Origin of the sequence: Ethanoligenens sp. (assembly GCF_047718355.1) — a bacterium.
Classification (GTDB): domain Bacteria; phylum Bacillota; class Clostridia; order Oscillospirales; family Ethanoligenentaceae; genus Ethanoligenens.
On the sequence record NZ_JBDNLG010000074.1, the window covers coordinates 1 to 14,526 of the forward strand.

Annotated in this window: 13 protein-coding genes, 1 other RNA gene and 1 riboswitch; of the genes, 8 read left to right on the top strand and 6 right to left on the bottom strand. The window is 47.6% G+C overall.

Features of this window, described 5'->3' with window-relative positions:
* Positions 1 to 215: 215 nt before the first annotated feature.
* The 3 genes from ABF463_RS10760 to murD form a co-directional block, all read right to left on the bottom strand.
* Entirely contained in the window at positions 216 to 932 is a 717-nt protein-coding gene (locus ABF463_RS10760) for an ATP-binding protein (protein ID WP_415533634.1), read from the bottom strand.
* Positions 933 to 1,080: 148 nt separating this feature from the next.
* The gene (locus ABF463_RS10765) at positions 1,081 to 1,848 is read right to left on the bottom strand and encodes a GNAT family N-acetyltransferase (protein WP_415533635.1); all 768 of its coding nucleotides are present in this window, start codon (positions 1,846 to 1,848) and stop codon (positions 1,081 to 1,083) included.
* A 92-nt stretch (positions 1,849 to 1,940) separates the two neighbouring features.
* Positions 1,941 to 3,335: a UDP-N-acetylmuramoyl-L-alanine--D-glutamate ligase gene (gene murD, locus ABF463_RS10770; RefSeq protein ID WP_415533636.1), complete on the bottom strand. Its 1,395-nt coding sequence runs from the start codon at positions 3,333 to 3,335 to the stop codon at positions 1,941 to 1,943.
* A 162-nt stretch (positions 3,336 to 3,497) separates the two neighbouring features.
* Between murD and rnpB the strand changes: the two genes are divergently transcribed.
* Positions 3,498 to 3,846, top strand: an RNA gene (gene rnpB / locus ABF463_RS10775) — RNase P RNA component class A.
* Positions 3,847 to 3,916: 70 nt separating this feature from the next.
* On the opposite strand, the gene ABF463_RS10780 is transcribed toward rnpB, so the two are convergent.
* Positions 3,917 to 4,441 (bottom strand): nitroreductase family protein, encoded by a 525-nt coding sequence (locus tag ABF463_RS10780; protein ID WP_415533637.1) that lies wholly within the window; start codon positions 4,439 to 4,441, stop codon positions 3,917 to 3,919.
* 334 nt (positions 4,442 to 4,775) lie between these two features.
* On the opposite strand from ABF463_RS10780, the gene ypeB reads away from it, so the two are divergent.
* Positions 4,776 to 6,128: a germination protein YpeB gene (gene ypeB / locus ABF463_RS10785; RefSeq protein ID WP_415533638.1), complete on the top strand. Its 1,353-nt coding sequence runs from the start codon at positions 4,776 to 4,778 to the stop codon at positions 6,126 to 6,128.
* Positions 6,129 to 6,132: 4 nt separating this feature from the next.
* Here ypeB and ABF463_RS10790 read toward each other — a convergent pair whose 3' ends face one another.
* Together ABF463_RS10790 and ABF463_RS10795 are read right to left on the bottom strand one after the other, a co-directional pair.
* On the bottom strand, positions 6,133 to 6,804 hold the full coding sequence (locus ABF463_RS10790) for a hypothetical protein (RefSeq protein ID WP_415533639.1): 672 nt from the start codon (positions 6,802 to 6,804) through the stop codon (positions 6,133 to 6,135).
* A 39-nt stretch (positions 6,805 to 6,843) separates the two neighbouring features.
* A complete protein-coding gene (locus tag ABF463_RS10795; RefSeq protein WP_415533640.1) occupies positions 6,844 to 8,079 on the bottom strand; it encodes an HD domain-containing phosphohydrolase in 1,236 nt (411 codons plus the stop codon).
* Positions 8,080 to 8,354: 275 nt separating this feature from the next.
* Positions 8,355 to 8,500: riboswitch (THF riboswitch) on the top strand.
* Positions 8,501 to 8,557: 57 nt separating this feature from the next.
* On the opposite strand from ABF463_RS10795, the gene ABF463_RS10800 reads away from it, so the two are divergent.
* The 6 genes from ABF463_RS10800 (at position 8,558) to ABF463_RS10825 (ending at position 14,219) form a co-directional block, all read left to right on the top strand.
* On the top strand, positions 8,558 to 9,112 hold the full coding sequence (locus ABF463_RS10800) for a folate family ECF transporter S component (RefSeq protein ID WP_415533641.1): 555 nt from the start codon (positions 8,558 to 8,560) through the stop codon (positions 9,110 to 9,112).
* A gap of 206 nt (positions 9,113 to 9,318) precedes the next feature.
* Positions 9,319 to 9,606: a phasin family protein gene (locus ABF463_RS10805; RefSeq protein ID WP_415533642.1), complete on the top strand. Its 288-nt coding sequence runs from the start codon at positions 9,319 to 9,321 to the stop codon at positions 9,604 to 9,606.
* 22 nt (positions 9,607 to 9,628) lie between these two features.
* Positions 9,629 to 11,203: an ABC1 kinase family protein gene (locus ABF463_RS10810; protein WP_415533643.1), complete on the top strand. Its 1,575-nt coding sequence runs from the start codon at positions 9,629 to 9,631 to the stop codon at positions 11,201 to 11,203.
* 244 nt (positions 11,204 to 11,447) lie between these two features.
* A complete protein-coding gene (cbiM, locus tag ABF463_RS10815) occupies positions 11,448 to 12,515 on the top strand; it encodes a cobalt transporter CbiM (protein WP_415533644.1) in 1,068 nt (355 codons plus the stop codon).
* A complete protein-coding gene (gene cbiQ / locus ABF463_RS10820; RefSeq protein ID WP_415533645.1) occupies positions 12,505 to 13,437 on the top strand; it encodes a cobalt ECF transporter T component CbiQ in 933 nt (310 codons plus the stop codon). The genes cbiM and cbiQ overlap by 11 nt, the downstream gene beginning before the upstream one ends.
* The gene (locus ABF463_RS10825) at positions 13,434 to 14,219 is read left to right on the top strand and encodes an energy-coupling factor ABC transporter ATP-binding protein (RefSeq protein ID WP_415533646.1); all 786 of its coding nucleotides are present in this window, start codon (positions 13,434 to 13,436) and stop codon (positions 14,217 to 14,219) included. Before cbiQ ends, ABF463_RS10825 begins: the two co-directional genes overlap by 4 nt.
* The last annotated feature ends 307 nt before the right edge of the window (positions 14,220 to 14,526 follow it).

A 14,526-nucleotide genomic window follows, 5' to 3' on the forward strand; every position in this document is an offset into this window, starting at 1 on the left:
CTATATGTATATATTATCATATTTCGTCGTTTTTTGTGAGGTGTATTTCTAAAAATAACAAAAAAATTACATAAAACTTACGTGTTGATAAAACTTGTTACCCTTGCAGCTGACCGAAAATGCATAAAAAAAGCGGCCCACGCCTAAAAGCGCAAGCCGGATATATATATTTCCTATTCAACCCACCATAAAGAATCAATACCCATTCAAATGTGTTAAGATTCTACAATCTGTCCGTCTACAGTAATCGTGACTACATTCCAGGGAATCATTTTACCGCAGGCTTGCAAAGCACGTATCGCTGCATCCGCAAGACCGGCGCAGCAGGGCACCTCCATACGGACGACGGTAACACTTTTAATGGTGTTTGCCATCAGGATCTCTTTAAATTTTTCCGCGTAATCAACTGTGTCCAGTTTCGGGCAACCGATCAAGGTCGTCTTCCCTCGAATAAACCGCTCATGGAAACCTGCGTAAGCGTATGCTGTGCAGTCGGCAGCAATCAGCAGATGCGCATCAGTAAAATATGGGGCATGTGGGGAAACCAGCTTGATCTGGCAGGGCCATTGCCGCAATTCGCTGGTTGACTCCCCGATAGATGGCTCGGAGGAAGAGACTGACGGTTTGCGCATCATGGTACGCATACGTGTTCCCGGGCATCCGCCTGCGGGTTGTTTGACAGCTGCCTGCTCCACAGGTTTTACTGCGTCTTGCACCGCCGCCGCATCAAACGCGGGTGCCTCCCGTTCCTCAAAATGAATCGCATCTGTTGGACAAACAGGCAGGCAGTTACCCAGACCGTCACAAAAAGATTCCCTCACCAACTTTGCCTTGCCATCTATAATTTCGATGGCGCCTTCCTGACATGCAGTTGCGCACAGGCCGCATCCGTTACATTTTGACTCGTCGATCTTAATAATTTTCCGTTTCATATTAGCACCTCATGGCCGTTTTCCGTTTGATTGTATCGTTAGTATACAACCATGTGGCACTTGAATCGGTTGCAACAACAACCAAGCAGTCTGTTTCATTCTTATTTATATTTATTTATACAAACAAATCGGCGGCATTCCAAACGGGTTAGCCTTTTACAGCGGCAGCCCGTTCATAAGTACCGATTTCAAAGTCACGGAGAAAGCCAAGCTGGGAATAGAATTGGCAAAGTGAAAATTCGCATTCCAGCACAGCCAATTTACCGCATCCAATCAAATCGGCACACGCCGCATTGACCAACGCAGTAGCCAATCCCCTGCCGCGCCATTGCTCTTTTGTCGCCACGCTGCTAATCAACCCGGCCCAGCGGCTTTCCGCACTAATAAGGCAGGCGGCAACGGGTTCTCCATCCATACGCACCAGATATGCACGAGCGCAGCCGTGGCGAATACGATGGGAAATATCCGCATACCACACATCAAAGGCTGTGGAAGTCGTCCCCTCCACATCATAGATATCACGCAATGCGGGGTGCCGATCAATTTGAATCGCAGGTGTTTTGGACGGCATAGCGGCATATGCAGTCATCTGCACATGCCGGTGAAGTGTGCCGTTCGGGAGTAACGCCGCGATGGTTTCAAGGGGTCTATAGGCGCCCATCAACCTTAAAAAATACGGATTCCATTGCATGAAACATGCCAGTTCCGGATAATCCGCCCCACAATCCATCAGCAAAAAGGTATCGTCGATTTGTGCCAAAACAGCGTGGCCTTCATTTTGCAGATACGTGGAAAAAAAGGCATGACCGGTTCCATATGCGTCAAGAAGCGCGGCAATGCGCACCGATTCGGTCGCTCTGCGGGTAAATAGCGGAGCCAGACGGGCAGCCCGTTCATCATCAATCCGTGCAATCATAAACAGGCACAGCTTTCATTATTGTGAACCGACCATATTTCATATGCGTTTATCCAAAACAAAACCTTGTCCTTCCCTGTGCATCAATTGTTTTACAGGGCATTCACCATGTTTTTAAACATGTCGCCACGGGTCTCAAAATCTTTGAACATATCAAAACTGGCGCAGGCGGGGGAAAGCAAGATCACATCGCCCGCTTCGGCTTGCGCGTGCGCCGCCTGCACAGCCCCGTCTAAACTGGATACCCGCACGATAGGCAAGGCGGCGGCAGCCGCTTCGCTCTCTGTGCGTTTAACAACAGCCTCAATTTTGTCAGCTGTGGCACCCATCAAAATCAAGCATTTTACGTTCTGCACGATTGCAGGGCCAAGCACGTCAAACGGGATATGTTTGTCATATCCCCCGGCAATCAAGATAACCTTTTGAGAAAACGAACGCAAACCAGCCATGGTGCGCGTGGGGGTAGTGGCGATGGAGTCATTGTAATAGCGCACACCATCCAGTTCCCTGACCAGTTCAATGCGGTGTTCCACGCCGGTAAAACTGCGTGCCACGCTCAAGATTGTCTCCGGCTTCGCCATTCCCCATACCGCCGCCGTTGCCGCCATATAATTCTCAACATTGTGGCTGCCCGGAATCAGGATATCGTTTATGTGCAGCACACGCTGCTTTTTTTCACCAAAGCACATCCATACCACTCCGCTGTCATCCGTATAGCAGCCAAAGTGCAAAGGTTTACTGCGGCTGAACCCCAAACACTGTCCCCGCACCTCTTTCACCATCGGTGCGGTGATGGCATTGTCAAGATTAAGTACTGTGCGGCTGAAACCGTTCTGATGTAAAAAAATATGTTCTTTAGCATGAACATATTCGTCCATATCTTTGTGCATGTCCAGGTGGTTAGGAGAAATATTGGTGATGACTGCGACATCCGGGCTGCGGCGCATGGAAATAAGCTGAAAGCTGGAAAGCTCCACGACTGCCACATCGTCCTCATGAATATTCTCAATTTCCGGCAGCAGCGGCCGCCCGATATTTCCGCCCAAATGAACACGCCGTCCCTCACGCTGAAGAATTTCAGAAATCAGCGTGGTGGTCGTCGTTTTACCATCTGAACCGGTCACCGCAATTATTTTGCAGGGGCAAACGTCAAAGAACACTTCCATCTCGGAAGTCAGTGCCACTCCGTTGGCGCGAGCCGTCTCCAGCTCCGGCAAGGTATACCGGATGCCCGGTGTGCGAAAAATGACGTCGAAATCGAGATTCTTCAAGTAGTCCTCACCCAATTGCAGCCTGGCACCCGCAGATTCGATCTCTTCGGCTACACTGCCCAACTGTTCACGAGTCCGCCTGTCGCAAGCGCAAACCTCCGCACCTTTAGAAAGAAACGTTTTGATCAGCGGCGTATTGCTGCGGCCAACACCGAGCATACAGATGCGCTGGCCGCGCAGGCTGCGATAAAAGGCGTCAAGCCTGGAATTCATCATATTATCACCATCACTTTTTGGACTTCTGCAAACGCAATGCGCCCGCACGTTCCCTATTATACGGTGCCAACTGGCAAATATCAACCTTTGAAAAGCAGTTCCCACGTTTTCAGCCACAATTTCAATTGACAAGCGGCGCAAAAACCCGTATAATGACAAGCGCGAGCAAGCCAGACAGTCGCGGGTGCAGTGCCGAAAGGCCGCATCTGAGGAAAGTCCGAGCTCCGCAGGGCAGGATAGCGGGCAACGCCCGCCGGAGGCGACTCTAGGGACAGTGCAACAGAGATATACCGCCGGACTTCGGTTCGGTAAGGGTGGAAAGGCGAGGTAAGAGCTCACCGGCGCGCAGGAGACTGCGCGACCCTGCAAACCCTATCCGGAGCAACACCCACAGGGGAGAGATACGCTTGCCCGGCGTTCTTCCCGAGGGGTGGCGTGAGCTGCGTGGCAACGCGCGGCCAAGATAGATGATTGTCTAATACAGAACTCGGCTTATAGACTTACTCGCACCACAAACGCAACCCCGCATGTGCGCTGGAAATCCAGTGCGCATGCGGGGTTGCTTGTTTGGCAATAATACGTCAATTCAAGTGGTTGTAAAAAACCGTTTCTTCAAGCGGTTTACGACTGTTGTGCAGGCGTTCGTTTGGCTTTGCATCGTCCGCCGGATATCCGAGCGGCAGCAAAGCGACCGGAATAATGTTTTTCGGCAGCGCAAATTCTTGGATGACAGCATCGGGTTCAAAATCTTCCACCCATGTCACCCCAAGGCCAATGTCGGCCACTTCAAGCATCATCTGCGTAGCCACAATGCTCGCATCAATGACGCCAATATCGAATGATGTGGATCGGCGCTTCGCACTGCTGTTGTTATCATAGCAGACAATCAAGACGACCGGCGCATTAAAATGACAGGGCGTGCACTTCCTGATTTTTTTATGGGCCTCTTCATTTTCGACCACAATAATGCGTTGCGGCTGATAATTGCAGGCGGTTGGCGCAAGCTGTCCTGCCCGTAAAATCCGTTCCAGCTTTTCGTGTTCAACCGGGTTGCTTCTGAATTTGCGCACGGAATACCGTTCGTGTGCGAGATCAATAAAAGCCATGTCTGTTCCTTTCGTCTCGTTTGAACTTTTTGCACATACCGCCCTTACGGAGCGCGCGCCAGTGTTTATATTCAGTATAAATAGATAGGAACATAAAAACAAGTACGCACATTTTTGTTACTTAAATTATAACGGCAACTCCATAGCGCTTCCTTTTTTATCATCTTCTATGCAGGCAAGTCAATCCCGATGCGATCCGGCTCACGTAGCAACTACGCGGAATCGGATATTCAAATAAACAAGAACCGACTTTTTCATATTCCCGGCCATTTTGGAAACCATAAATGGTAAATGCCGTATAAAGCGGCCGCAATTTGGAGCGGGAGGAACTTTCATGTTTGGAATTACACACCGGCGCACACTTATCCGTGTGCTCAGTTACACCATTTCGGCCTTTTGCCTTGCTGTTATCGTGGGTATCAGCGGTTACGTAATGGCGTATAAGTACCGTATGAGTATCGAATACAGCTATCAGCGCGCACTTACAGAGCTTTCGGAGCATGTAGACAATATCGATATTGCTTTGCAGAAAGCGCAATATGCAAGCACCAGCGCACAGCTCACAGGATTGAGCGGAGAAATTTGGAGCAACGCAGGCGCTGCCCAGACCGATATCGCACAAATGCCTCTTTCCACCGTGAACTTGAGTAATACGACAAAATTTCTTTCACAAACCGGTGATTATGCCAACAGCCTAACCCGGCAGCTGAATACCGATCAGCCTATCACCGATGAGCAACGCAGCACCATCACGACTCTGCATGGTTACGCAGACCAACTGTCCACGCAGCTTTCCAATCTCGGAAGCGACCTGCAAACAGGACGTATTACGCTGTTTAAGGCAGAAAAGGTGGCAAAGCAGAATAACCCCAACCAGGCCGTCCCTACCTCTTTGCAAGGCGGATTTCTCAATATTGAAAACACATTTGCCAGTTTGCCGTCACTCATCTATGACGGCCCCTTTTCAGACAATGTCTTGAAAAAAGAACCGCTGTTCACACAAGGGAAGCCTGCCGTCAGCCAAGCAGACGCGCGCGGCATTGCCGCAAAGTTCTTAAGCAAGAACGCGTCTGATCTCAAAGCCGCCGGCGAGACCGGCGGCAACCTACCCACATGGAACTTCAACACCGGTAACACCAGTATCTCCATCAGCAAGGCCGGCGGGTACACGGTGCGAATGCTGACTAACCGCGCGCCGTCGCAAGCAAAACTGGACACCAACGGTGCATTAGAAAAAGCACGCGCCTTTTTGCAAGAACGGGGTATCGGTTCCATTGTAGAAACGTACTATCTGACCAATAACAACATCTGCACCATCAATTTTGCTTATCAGCAAGGTGATGTGGTCATCTACCCTGATCTGATCAAAGTCGGTGTGGCATTGGATACAGGGGAAATCGTTTCCTTTGACAGCACCGGCTATCTGATGAATCACCACACCCGTGACCTGCCGCCTGTCACGCTCACCCGTGCACAAGTGCAGGCCAAACTGAACCCGGCGCTGACGGTTCAGAAAGTTTCATTGGCCGTTATCCCCACAAGCGGCGCCAACGAGGCATACTGTTATGAATTCCGCACCATCAGTAAAGACAACCAGCAAGTCATTGACTATTTCGACACCCAGACTGGCTCGGAACAACAAGTGCTCATCTTGAAACCCACCCCCGGTGGGATGCTCGCCATGTAACGCATCACGTTCCCAACCGCCGGATTAAGTCATCCAACACCACATTTTTCGTGCAAACCGGCCTGCGGGCACGCTCGCTCAACGTCACAATAATGTTATCATCCTGCACCACAGCATATGAATAACTGGACATGCGTGAAGGCAGGTAAATCAAATCAGCCACATGGCTGTATTGCGTTTTGATAAACGTGGTGAGATATCGGTGGGAAAACCCCTCGGTACGAAACGAACGGGTAGAATCTATGGGCGCAAAATTGGGGTTATCATAAAATTTCTGACTCACAGAAAAAGAGCGGTCAGCCTCCTCTTTGGAAGGATAAACAATAATATTGACTGTGACTGTCGAAGTAATGCCACCGGACTTCTCTGTGTATTTTTTATGATAATTGAGCAGCCCTTCTGCATTAGTGCAGGTATAACCAGTCAATACCGTATCCATGCTTTTTCTGACATCGGATGAAAAAGTGATTCGGCGCAACTTCGACGTATCCACATTCTGCACATAAATATGCGCGCCAAAATAATTCTGCACGCCCAGCATTGCTCCCGCTCCCGCGACCGAAAGCAGCAGCACTACCGCAGTGAGAACCCCGCGATTTTTGAGCCGGATCACAAACATCAACAATCCCAGCAACACAATAACCGCCAATATGATTGCCGCCTGATATAAAAACATGTACCCACTCCTAAAAAGAAATCGCTATAAACTTGAGTTTTACGGTTGCTTGTCTTCCCGCAACTCATTGTATAGTTTATAGACGGCTTCTTTATTTTTTTCAAATATATCAAAAATAACCGGATCAAAATGCGTTTGGCTTTCTTTGCACATCATCACAAATGCATCCTCAAAAGTAAATGCGGGTTTATACACGCGGGGTGACGTCAGTGCGTCAAACACATCGCTAATCGCGACAATACGGGCAGACAGCGGAATCTTTTCACCCTCCAGGCCAAATGGGTAACCGCTCCCGTCCCATTTTTCATGATGTCCCTCCGCAATTTCAATGCCCATTTGGTAAATGCTGCGTCCCATATGCTTTAAATTTTCATCTGCCGTTCTCAGTACTTTTGCGCCATAGACCGTATGCGTCTGCATGATTTTATATTCCTCTTTGGTAAGCGGGCCGGGTTTTAGCAGGATGTTATCGCGGATGGCTACTTTGCCAATATCATGTAATGGGCTAAACCGTTCCAGATCCCCAATGAATTTAAAATCCAAAATTGATTGGAACTTTTTGTTTTTATACAACAGCTCTGCCAAAAATCTGCAATAATGCTTGATACGGGTCAAGTGCTCGCCTGTCTCCGTGTCGCGTTTTTCCGCAAGAGCAGCCAGTGCGAGAGAGGAACTAAGCACCATATTTTCGAGCAGGATTCCGCGTTCCAGCGCAAGCAACAAGTTACCAGCCAAAATTTTTAAAAATCTTATATGCTCGCCGGTATACACATTTTTGCGGTCACTGGAGAAAAACAGGATGCCGACTGCCGTACCATTCCGCAGCAAGGGAAATGTTATGGATGATTTTATGCCCGCCTCCAGTAAAATACGATTATAGGGGCGCAAAGGCTTGCCTGCCGCGTATACTTCCAAATCATTGATCATACGCGCATTTCCCGTCTTGATGACGTTGTTCAATGAAGTGATGCGTATATCTGTGGCATACCCCATCAATTTCTGCGCCAGACTGCGATGTTTCGGACTGGACGCAGCAAATGTTGCCCGTACGATCTTACCATCCAAAAGCGCTACGCCGATATGTGTATAAGGAATATACATTTGAAAAGCGTTAAAAACATAATCAAGCGTCTGTTGAAAGGGAATGTTGCGATTAAGCCCCTCAACCAATGATACGATATCCCGCATTTGCCGGATATCCAAATTGGCCGGAAGCTCATCTTCATATTGCTTTTCACTATCTTTGATATCTTGTGCAGAACACTCCACTTTCATCGAACAGCCTTCCGTTCGTGTGGAGACATATCTCTCCCTTTTCATACGCTCCAACCTCAAACATCTTATTATTGTGTCTAAATTTTCAAGTGCTTACGTAAATATCTTTTTTCTTGCAACTTATGTGTCAACATTATAATCCAACATGAAATTTATTACAATGCCGTCTCCGTAATGATGCAAATAGAAATTGGCATGACAATCTTGCATGAAATTTTCGATTTTGCCTCCCCTACCCTTGCAGGATGTGCTATAATAGAACATAATACAAGTAAGGCAAAGTAGGAATCAGCGCGTTGTACCATCCTCAAACAGGATCGGTATGCAGTGCCAGTTGGACGGGAAGTTGCCACTGGACGAAAAAATCCGCTTTAGCAGGTGCTATGGCGAATTTGCGGTGCTGATCCCGCATTCCGTTGCCACAAGCAAGAGTCTTCTCTTGATGTGGTATCACACCCAAAAAGAGAGGATATTTTTTATGAAAAACGTATTGCATTTGTTCGCCCAGTCGACCAGAGAACTTCATCGCATCTCCACCCTTTCGGTTGCCGGCATCCTGCTTGCTGTAAGCGTCGCCATATCCACGTTCACTGTTGTGATTTCCAGCACATTGCAGATTCGTTTCGATTTTCTGCCGCTGGCGGCTGGCGGAATGCTGTTTGGCCCGGTTGTCGGAGGTGTTATGGGCGTGGCGAGCGATATTTTAGATTATTTCGTCCGCCCGAACGGACCTTTTTTTCCGGGCTTTACCTGCAGTGCCTTGCTAACCGGCGTACTTTACGGGTGCTTCCTCTATAAGAAACCTGTCACATGGAAGCGGGTCGTACTTGTATCCGCAATCAGCACCGTGTTGGTCAATCTGCTGTTAAATTCCGTCTGGCTCAGTGTGATGTACCACAATGCGTTCCTGGTGCTTCTGACCGGCCGGATTATCCAAAACCTTATTTTATTTCCAATCAACACCGCCCTTCTCCTGCTCGTTTTGAGGGCCATCCAAGAGATACGTGTGCGCACCACCGGCACCGCGGCTTAAGCGGTTGCCTATGTCTCGGGAAACATCTGTGAAAACCGCGCATTTAAAAAACATTCCGTACGGTTGCCGATTCCATCCGGAAAGTATATAATGAAGAAAAATTACGATTAAATCAGTAAGTATCATTTCCATTCACGACAACGACGGTTCTGTCCGGATTCGTGCAAACGATGGATGGACATGCCCAATGAAAAGGAGAGCCTACTATGGAAATCACATTGCGGAAATTATTGCTCGCAGGCATAGGCAGCGTCGCCTCCACCTATGAAAAGGCAGAAGGCATTGTGGATGAACTTGTAAAAAAAGGGGAAATTGCCGTTAACGAAGGCAAGGAACTCAATGAAGAACTCAAACGGAAAAGTGATAAATACCGGTCGGAAGATGGAACGTTCAATGTTCAATCTTTGAAAAACGCCCTGTCGGATTTAAACCTTGCTACCAAGCAGGATATTGATACGTTGAAGGAGCGAATCGAAAAACTGGAAAACAAATGACGCGGGATTTAAAAAGGCAGTTATGAAAAGAGAAAGCAAACGTGATCGGATTCGGCAGATCATTGCGGTTTTTATCAAACACAGCGTAACAAAAAAACTCAAAGATCCCGTAAACCTCAGGCTGGCTTTTGAAGAACTGGGTTCCACTTTCATTAAAATTGGGCAAATTTTATCGACTCGTCCGGATCTGGTTCCCCCCGCCTATCAAAAAGAATTTCAAAAATTGCAGGACACCGTACATCCTGAAAAATTTGAGACCATCCAAACGGTATTGAAAGAAAATCTGCACCAGCCTTTGGACAAGGTCTTTTCTGTATTTGAAAAAGATGCTGTCGCGGGCGCTTCTCTCGCGGAAGTTCACCTCGCTGTTTTAACCGGCGGCGAGAGAGTTGCCGTTAAAATCCAGCGCCCAAAAGCCAGAGAAACGATTTTAAACGATATCGCGATTTTACGCCTTTTGTGCCGTTTTTTCAAAATTGGATGGCTTTTTGATATTGTGAATATGCAGGATCTATTGAATGAACTGGAAAAGAACATTCAACTGGAACTCGATTTTTTAAGCGAAGCACAGAATATCAAACGGTTTTCCAAAAACAATCGGGATGTCAAATACCTTGGTGTGCCAAAAGTGTATGATGCCTATACGACGCCGAATGTATTGGTCATGCAGTACATTGACGGAATCAAAATTAGGAACATCACCGCTCTGGACGCAGAAGGGTATGACCGGCAGGATATTGGCACCAAATTAGCCAACAACTATATGAAACAAATCTTTGAAGATGGGTTTTTTCATGCAGACCCGCATCCGGGCAACATCCTGGTTTCCGGCAATCAAATTGTGTATGTTGATTTCGGCTTAATGGGCACACTGGATCGATGGACGCTGAAACGACTGAACAACCTCCTGCGCGGCATCGCCGCAAACGATGTGGATATGATGACCGAAGCCATCCTCCGGCTGGGCATTCAAAAAGGTGCTGTGGATATTGAGCGTTTTCGCAGTGAGATCGCGCTTTTTTATGAGAAATTCATCGCTGTAGATTTTGAGGAATTGAACATTGCCGAACTGACCAGAGCGGTCTTTAAAATTTGTCAGAAAAACGGTATTGTGATTCCCAAAGAAGTGGCGATGCTGGTAAAAGGGCTGGGCACCATCGAAAGCGTGTTGGCGATCATTTCCCCTAACATCAATATGATGACCATATCCGCCAATTATGGTGTCCAACAGTTCTTGCGCGGTGATAATATCCGGCACGAGCTTTCAAGCATCTTGCGAAACACGTACCAGTCCGGCGTTTTGGGCGCTCAAATCCCTTCAAAACTGTTCCGCCTGGTGGATAAAATGCAGGCGGGTGGATTCACCGTTAAGGTCAAAGACCCCGACCGTGACCGGACCATAAACCGAATCAGCCGGATGGTCAACCGTGGTATCCTCGGGCTCTTGATCTCTTCCCTTGTGATCGGGGCATCGATCGTGCTGCATACAGGTACAGGAAACAAATGGAACGGCCTGTCATGGATAGGGCTTTCCGGCTATCTGTGTGCAATGTTATTGGCGGCTTTTCTGTTTATAGATATGCTTCGCTCAAAATAGACCCGATTGACCCATAAGCCAACATCAAATTTGGCAGCGGTACTATGGATGGACAAAATTTTATGATTTCGCCTACTGTTGTCTAACCGCCTGTTTGCTTGACGTTTGTATGAAGTAATGCTACTATTAGTTCATATTGAAGTCATGAAGGCTTCCGTGTTGGCTTTTCTATAGTATATATAACCCATGAAGGGCTACTTTGCTGTACCCTTTATGGGCTATATTATTGATGGAGGCTTTGTTGATGCATATTCCTGACGGTTATTTGGCGCCCCAAACCACCATTCCCGTATTGGCCGGGATGATACCCATGTGGACGGTAGCCTTAAATAAGGTTAAAAAAACTCTGAGCAGTAAAAGGATTCCCACTCTTGCCCTTTGCGCCGCATTTGCTTTTGTGCTGATGATGTTCAATATTCCGGTCGCAGGGGGAAGTTCGGCACATGCAGTCGGCGCCGTCTTTATTGCCATCCTTTTGGGACCATGGGCAGCCACTGTATCGGTTTCAACAGCCTTGCTTATTCAAGCCCTTGTATTCGGAGACGGAGGCATTATATCCTTTGGCGTCAACTGTTTGAATATGGCCGTGGTCATGCCGTTTACCGGCTATTTCATATACCGCTTGATTGCGGGCAAGTCCAAACTTGGCAGCGGCAGAAATTTTGCGGGAGCATTCATTGGAAGTTATCTCGGGCTAAATTTGGCCGCTACCTGTGCCGGATTGGAACTTGGCATTCAACCCTTGCTCTTTAAAACCGCAAGCGGCACACCGCTTTTCTGCCCGTATCCGCTTTCCGTCTCCATTCCTTCCATGCTGCTGGCACACGGTATATTTGCGGGGCCTTTGGAGGCAATCGTAACGACGGCGGCGCTTGCGTATATTATCAAGTTCGCACCAAACCTTTTTTCCAATCATCAATCTCCCCTTGCGGGGGAACCGGAAGCGAATGTACCGCTCTTTCAGCGGCACAAGGCGGTGCTGATTCCATTTGCTGTGCTGATTATCCTTACACCTCTGGGTTTGCTGGCATCCGGTACTGCTTGGGGCGAGTGGGGCACGAGTGAACTAAAGGATAAGCTGGGTTACATTCCAAAAGGTCTCGCCGCAATGGCTGATAAATGGCATGCCATGCTTCCGGATTACGGCTTGCCGTTTGGCAAAAATCAATCCATGTCAATTGTCGGCTATCTCCTGTCGGCAATCGTCGGCATAGCGGTGATAACTGGTCTGATTATACTTACCTCAAAGCTGATCATGAAAGCGCAGAAAAGCAATGCAAAAAACACAACCCCCAAGAGATATGAACGCTGATACAGGCGAAAGACTGCAAGTCCCCTCTTGGTTGAAAGAGCATAATAGCGAGAAAAATACCACCGCAACATCCTCCGGAACGCACTTTTTATCAAAAACGCTGCACCATTTTTCCGAAGTATTCGAAAACGAATTTTTCAGCGAACGTTATGCTGGAAAACCGATGTTTTTGCAGAGCATTGACCCAAGGGTCAAACTTTGCACCCTGCTTGCTTTTATGGTGTTTTCCGCTATTTCGTCCAATATCCTCATTCTTCTTTTCCTTGTCCTGATTGCCCTCCTTTACGCAAGGCTTTCGGGCCTTGGCATGAAAGATTATGTTCGCAGGGTGTGGGCCTATATTCCTGTGGTCGTTCTGATTTTTTCGATACCCGGTGCTTCCAGCCTTTTTGTGAAGGGTACTCCGCTTTTTTATGTTTTAAGCCCCGGGTCTCCATGGCTTAAAACAGGGCTGTATTTCTCTGCAAATGGGATTGCAATGGCTGTCAAATTGGCATTGCGTTCCGGAATCTCACTTTCGTTCGGGTTTTTGCTCTTGCAAACCACAAGGTGGACAAAAATCACAGGGGCACTTGCTTCCATGCATGTACCGCTCATCTTTATCTCGATCTTGAATATGGCTTATCGCTATATTTTTGTGATATCCGGAATGGCGAACAGCATGATGGAAGCACGCTCGCTCCGCACGGTCGGCACACTTAGGACTTCAGACAATCGACGGTTTATGAGCCATAGTATCGCGTATTTGTTTATCCGTTCGTATTTTTTGAGCGAAGCAATTTATGACGCTATGACATGCCGGTGTTTTACAGGGAATCCGGTAAGTATGATAAAATTAAAGGTGAACGTTACAGATATCCTATTTGTTGTAAACAATGTACTTCTCCTGTCGTTTTTGATTGCGGGTGAATATATATTTTGAAACCTATTTTTAGTCTGGATAAGATCACGTATTCCTATCCACAGAGTACGCCTGTGCTGTCAGATTTGAGCATTGCCATCAACGAGGGCGAGAAAGTCAGCATCTTAGGTGCGAATGGTTGTGGAAAATCTACCCTGCTTAAGATTCTGGCGGGTTTGATTTTTCCACAGCGAGGCACGTTTACAGCATTCGGTGAAAAATTAGATGCAAGACAATTCAACGGAAGCATTGCCAAAAAATATCATCGCCGCGTTGGATTCATCTTTCAAGATTCGGAAGTTCAGCTTTTTTGCAGTACCGTCTATGAGGAATTGGCATTCGGCCCCCTTCAGCTTGGCTATCCGCCGGAAACCGTGAATCAGAGGATTGAAGAATTATCAGCACTGCTGGGCATCGACAAGCTGCTGGATCATACGCCTTTTAAACTGAGCGGCGGTGAAAAAAAGAAAGTCGCCATCGGCAGCACTTTGATTCTGAATCCTGATGTTTTGATATTGGACGAACCGACCAACAGCCTTGATCCCCGGTCACAGGCGTGGCTTTTAAATCTTTTGCAGGAATTATCTGATGCCGGAAAAACATTGATCTTTGCCACGCACAATCTTGACTTGGTTCCACAAGTTTCTGATCGGGCTATTCTTTTCGGCGAAGACCATTCCATCGCTGCCGATATGCCGGTCCAAAAACTTTTGAAAAATGTGGCGCTGTTAAAGCAGGTCAATTTGGTTGACGCACATTTTCATACGCATCCCTGGGATTTTAAACAGGAGGCCAAAAAATGAGGATTGCGGTTATAGACGGACAGGGCGGCGGTATCGGTATTTTAGCTGCCAATTCTATGCATGGAATTGAGTAATGATAAAATTACCCTTGAAATCCTCGAATAGCAAGGTAACCGGCAGAATTGACACCGCATACGGAAATGGCGTCCATGTGTCGGCAAATAACGGATTGTAAAAGGGGCTGTTGCTCAACTTCCGTTTCGCAACAGCCCCTATCTTGTTCCGAAAAATGTTTTAACCGGCGTTCATTTCTTGAAAACTGGCCGTATGGTTGAAAATTTGGGTGCAGCAACGCTGGGTTAGGCCA

Excerpts from the sequence above, each read along its gene's own strand:
- ABF463_RS10790 (WP_415533639.1), bottom strand. The coding sequence starts at position 6,804 with ATGTTTTTATATCAGGCGGCAATCATATTGGCGGTTATTGTGTTGCTG.
- ypeB (WP_415533638.1), top strand. The coding sequence starts at position 4,776 with ATGTTTGGAATTACACACCGGCGCACACTTATCCGTGTGCTCAGTTAC.
- cbiM (WP_415533644.1), top strand. The coding sequence starts at position 11,448 with ATGCATATTCCTGACGGTTATTTGGCGCCCCAAACCACCATTCCCGTA.
- cbiQ (WP_415533645.1), top strand. The coding sequence starts at position 12,505 with ATGAACGCTGATACAGGCGAAAGACTGCAAGTCCCCTCTTGGTTGAAA.
- murD (WP_415533636.1), bottom strand. The coding sequence starts at position 3,335 with ATGATGAATTCCAGGCTTGACGCCTTTTATCGCAGCCTGCGCGGCCAG.
- ABF463_RS10810 (WP_415533643.1), top strand. The coding sequence starts at position 9,629 with ATGAAAAGAGAAAGCAAACGTGATCGGATTCGGCAGATCATTGCGGTT.
- ABF463_RS10805 (WP_415533642.1), top strand. The coding sequence starts at position 9,319 with ATGGAAATCACATTGCGGAAATTATTGCTCGCAGGCATAGGCAGCGTC.
- ABF463_RS10760 (WP_415533634.1), bottom strand. The coding sequence starts at position 932 with ATGAAACGGAAAATTATTAAGATCGACGAGTCAAAATGTAACGGATGC.
- ABF463_RS10800 (WP_415533641.1), top strand. The coding sequence starts at position 8,558 with ATGAAAAACGTATTGCATTTGTTCGCCCAGTCGACCAGAGAACTTCAT.
- ABF463_RS10795 (WP_415533640.1), bottom strand. The coding sequence starts at position 8,079 with ATGAAAGTGGAGTGTTCTGCACAAGATATCAAAGATAGTGAAAAGCAA.
- ABF463_RS10780 (WP_415533637.1), bottom strand. The coding sequence starts at position 4,441 with ATGGCTTTTATTGATCTCGCACACGAACGGTATTCCGTGCGCAAATTC.
- ABF463_RS10765 (WP_415533635.1), bottom strand. The coding sequence starts at position 1,848 with ATGATTGCACGGATTGATGATGAACGGGCTGCCCGTCTGGCTCCGCTA.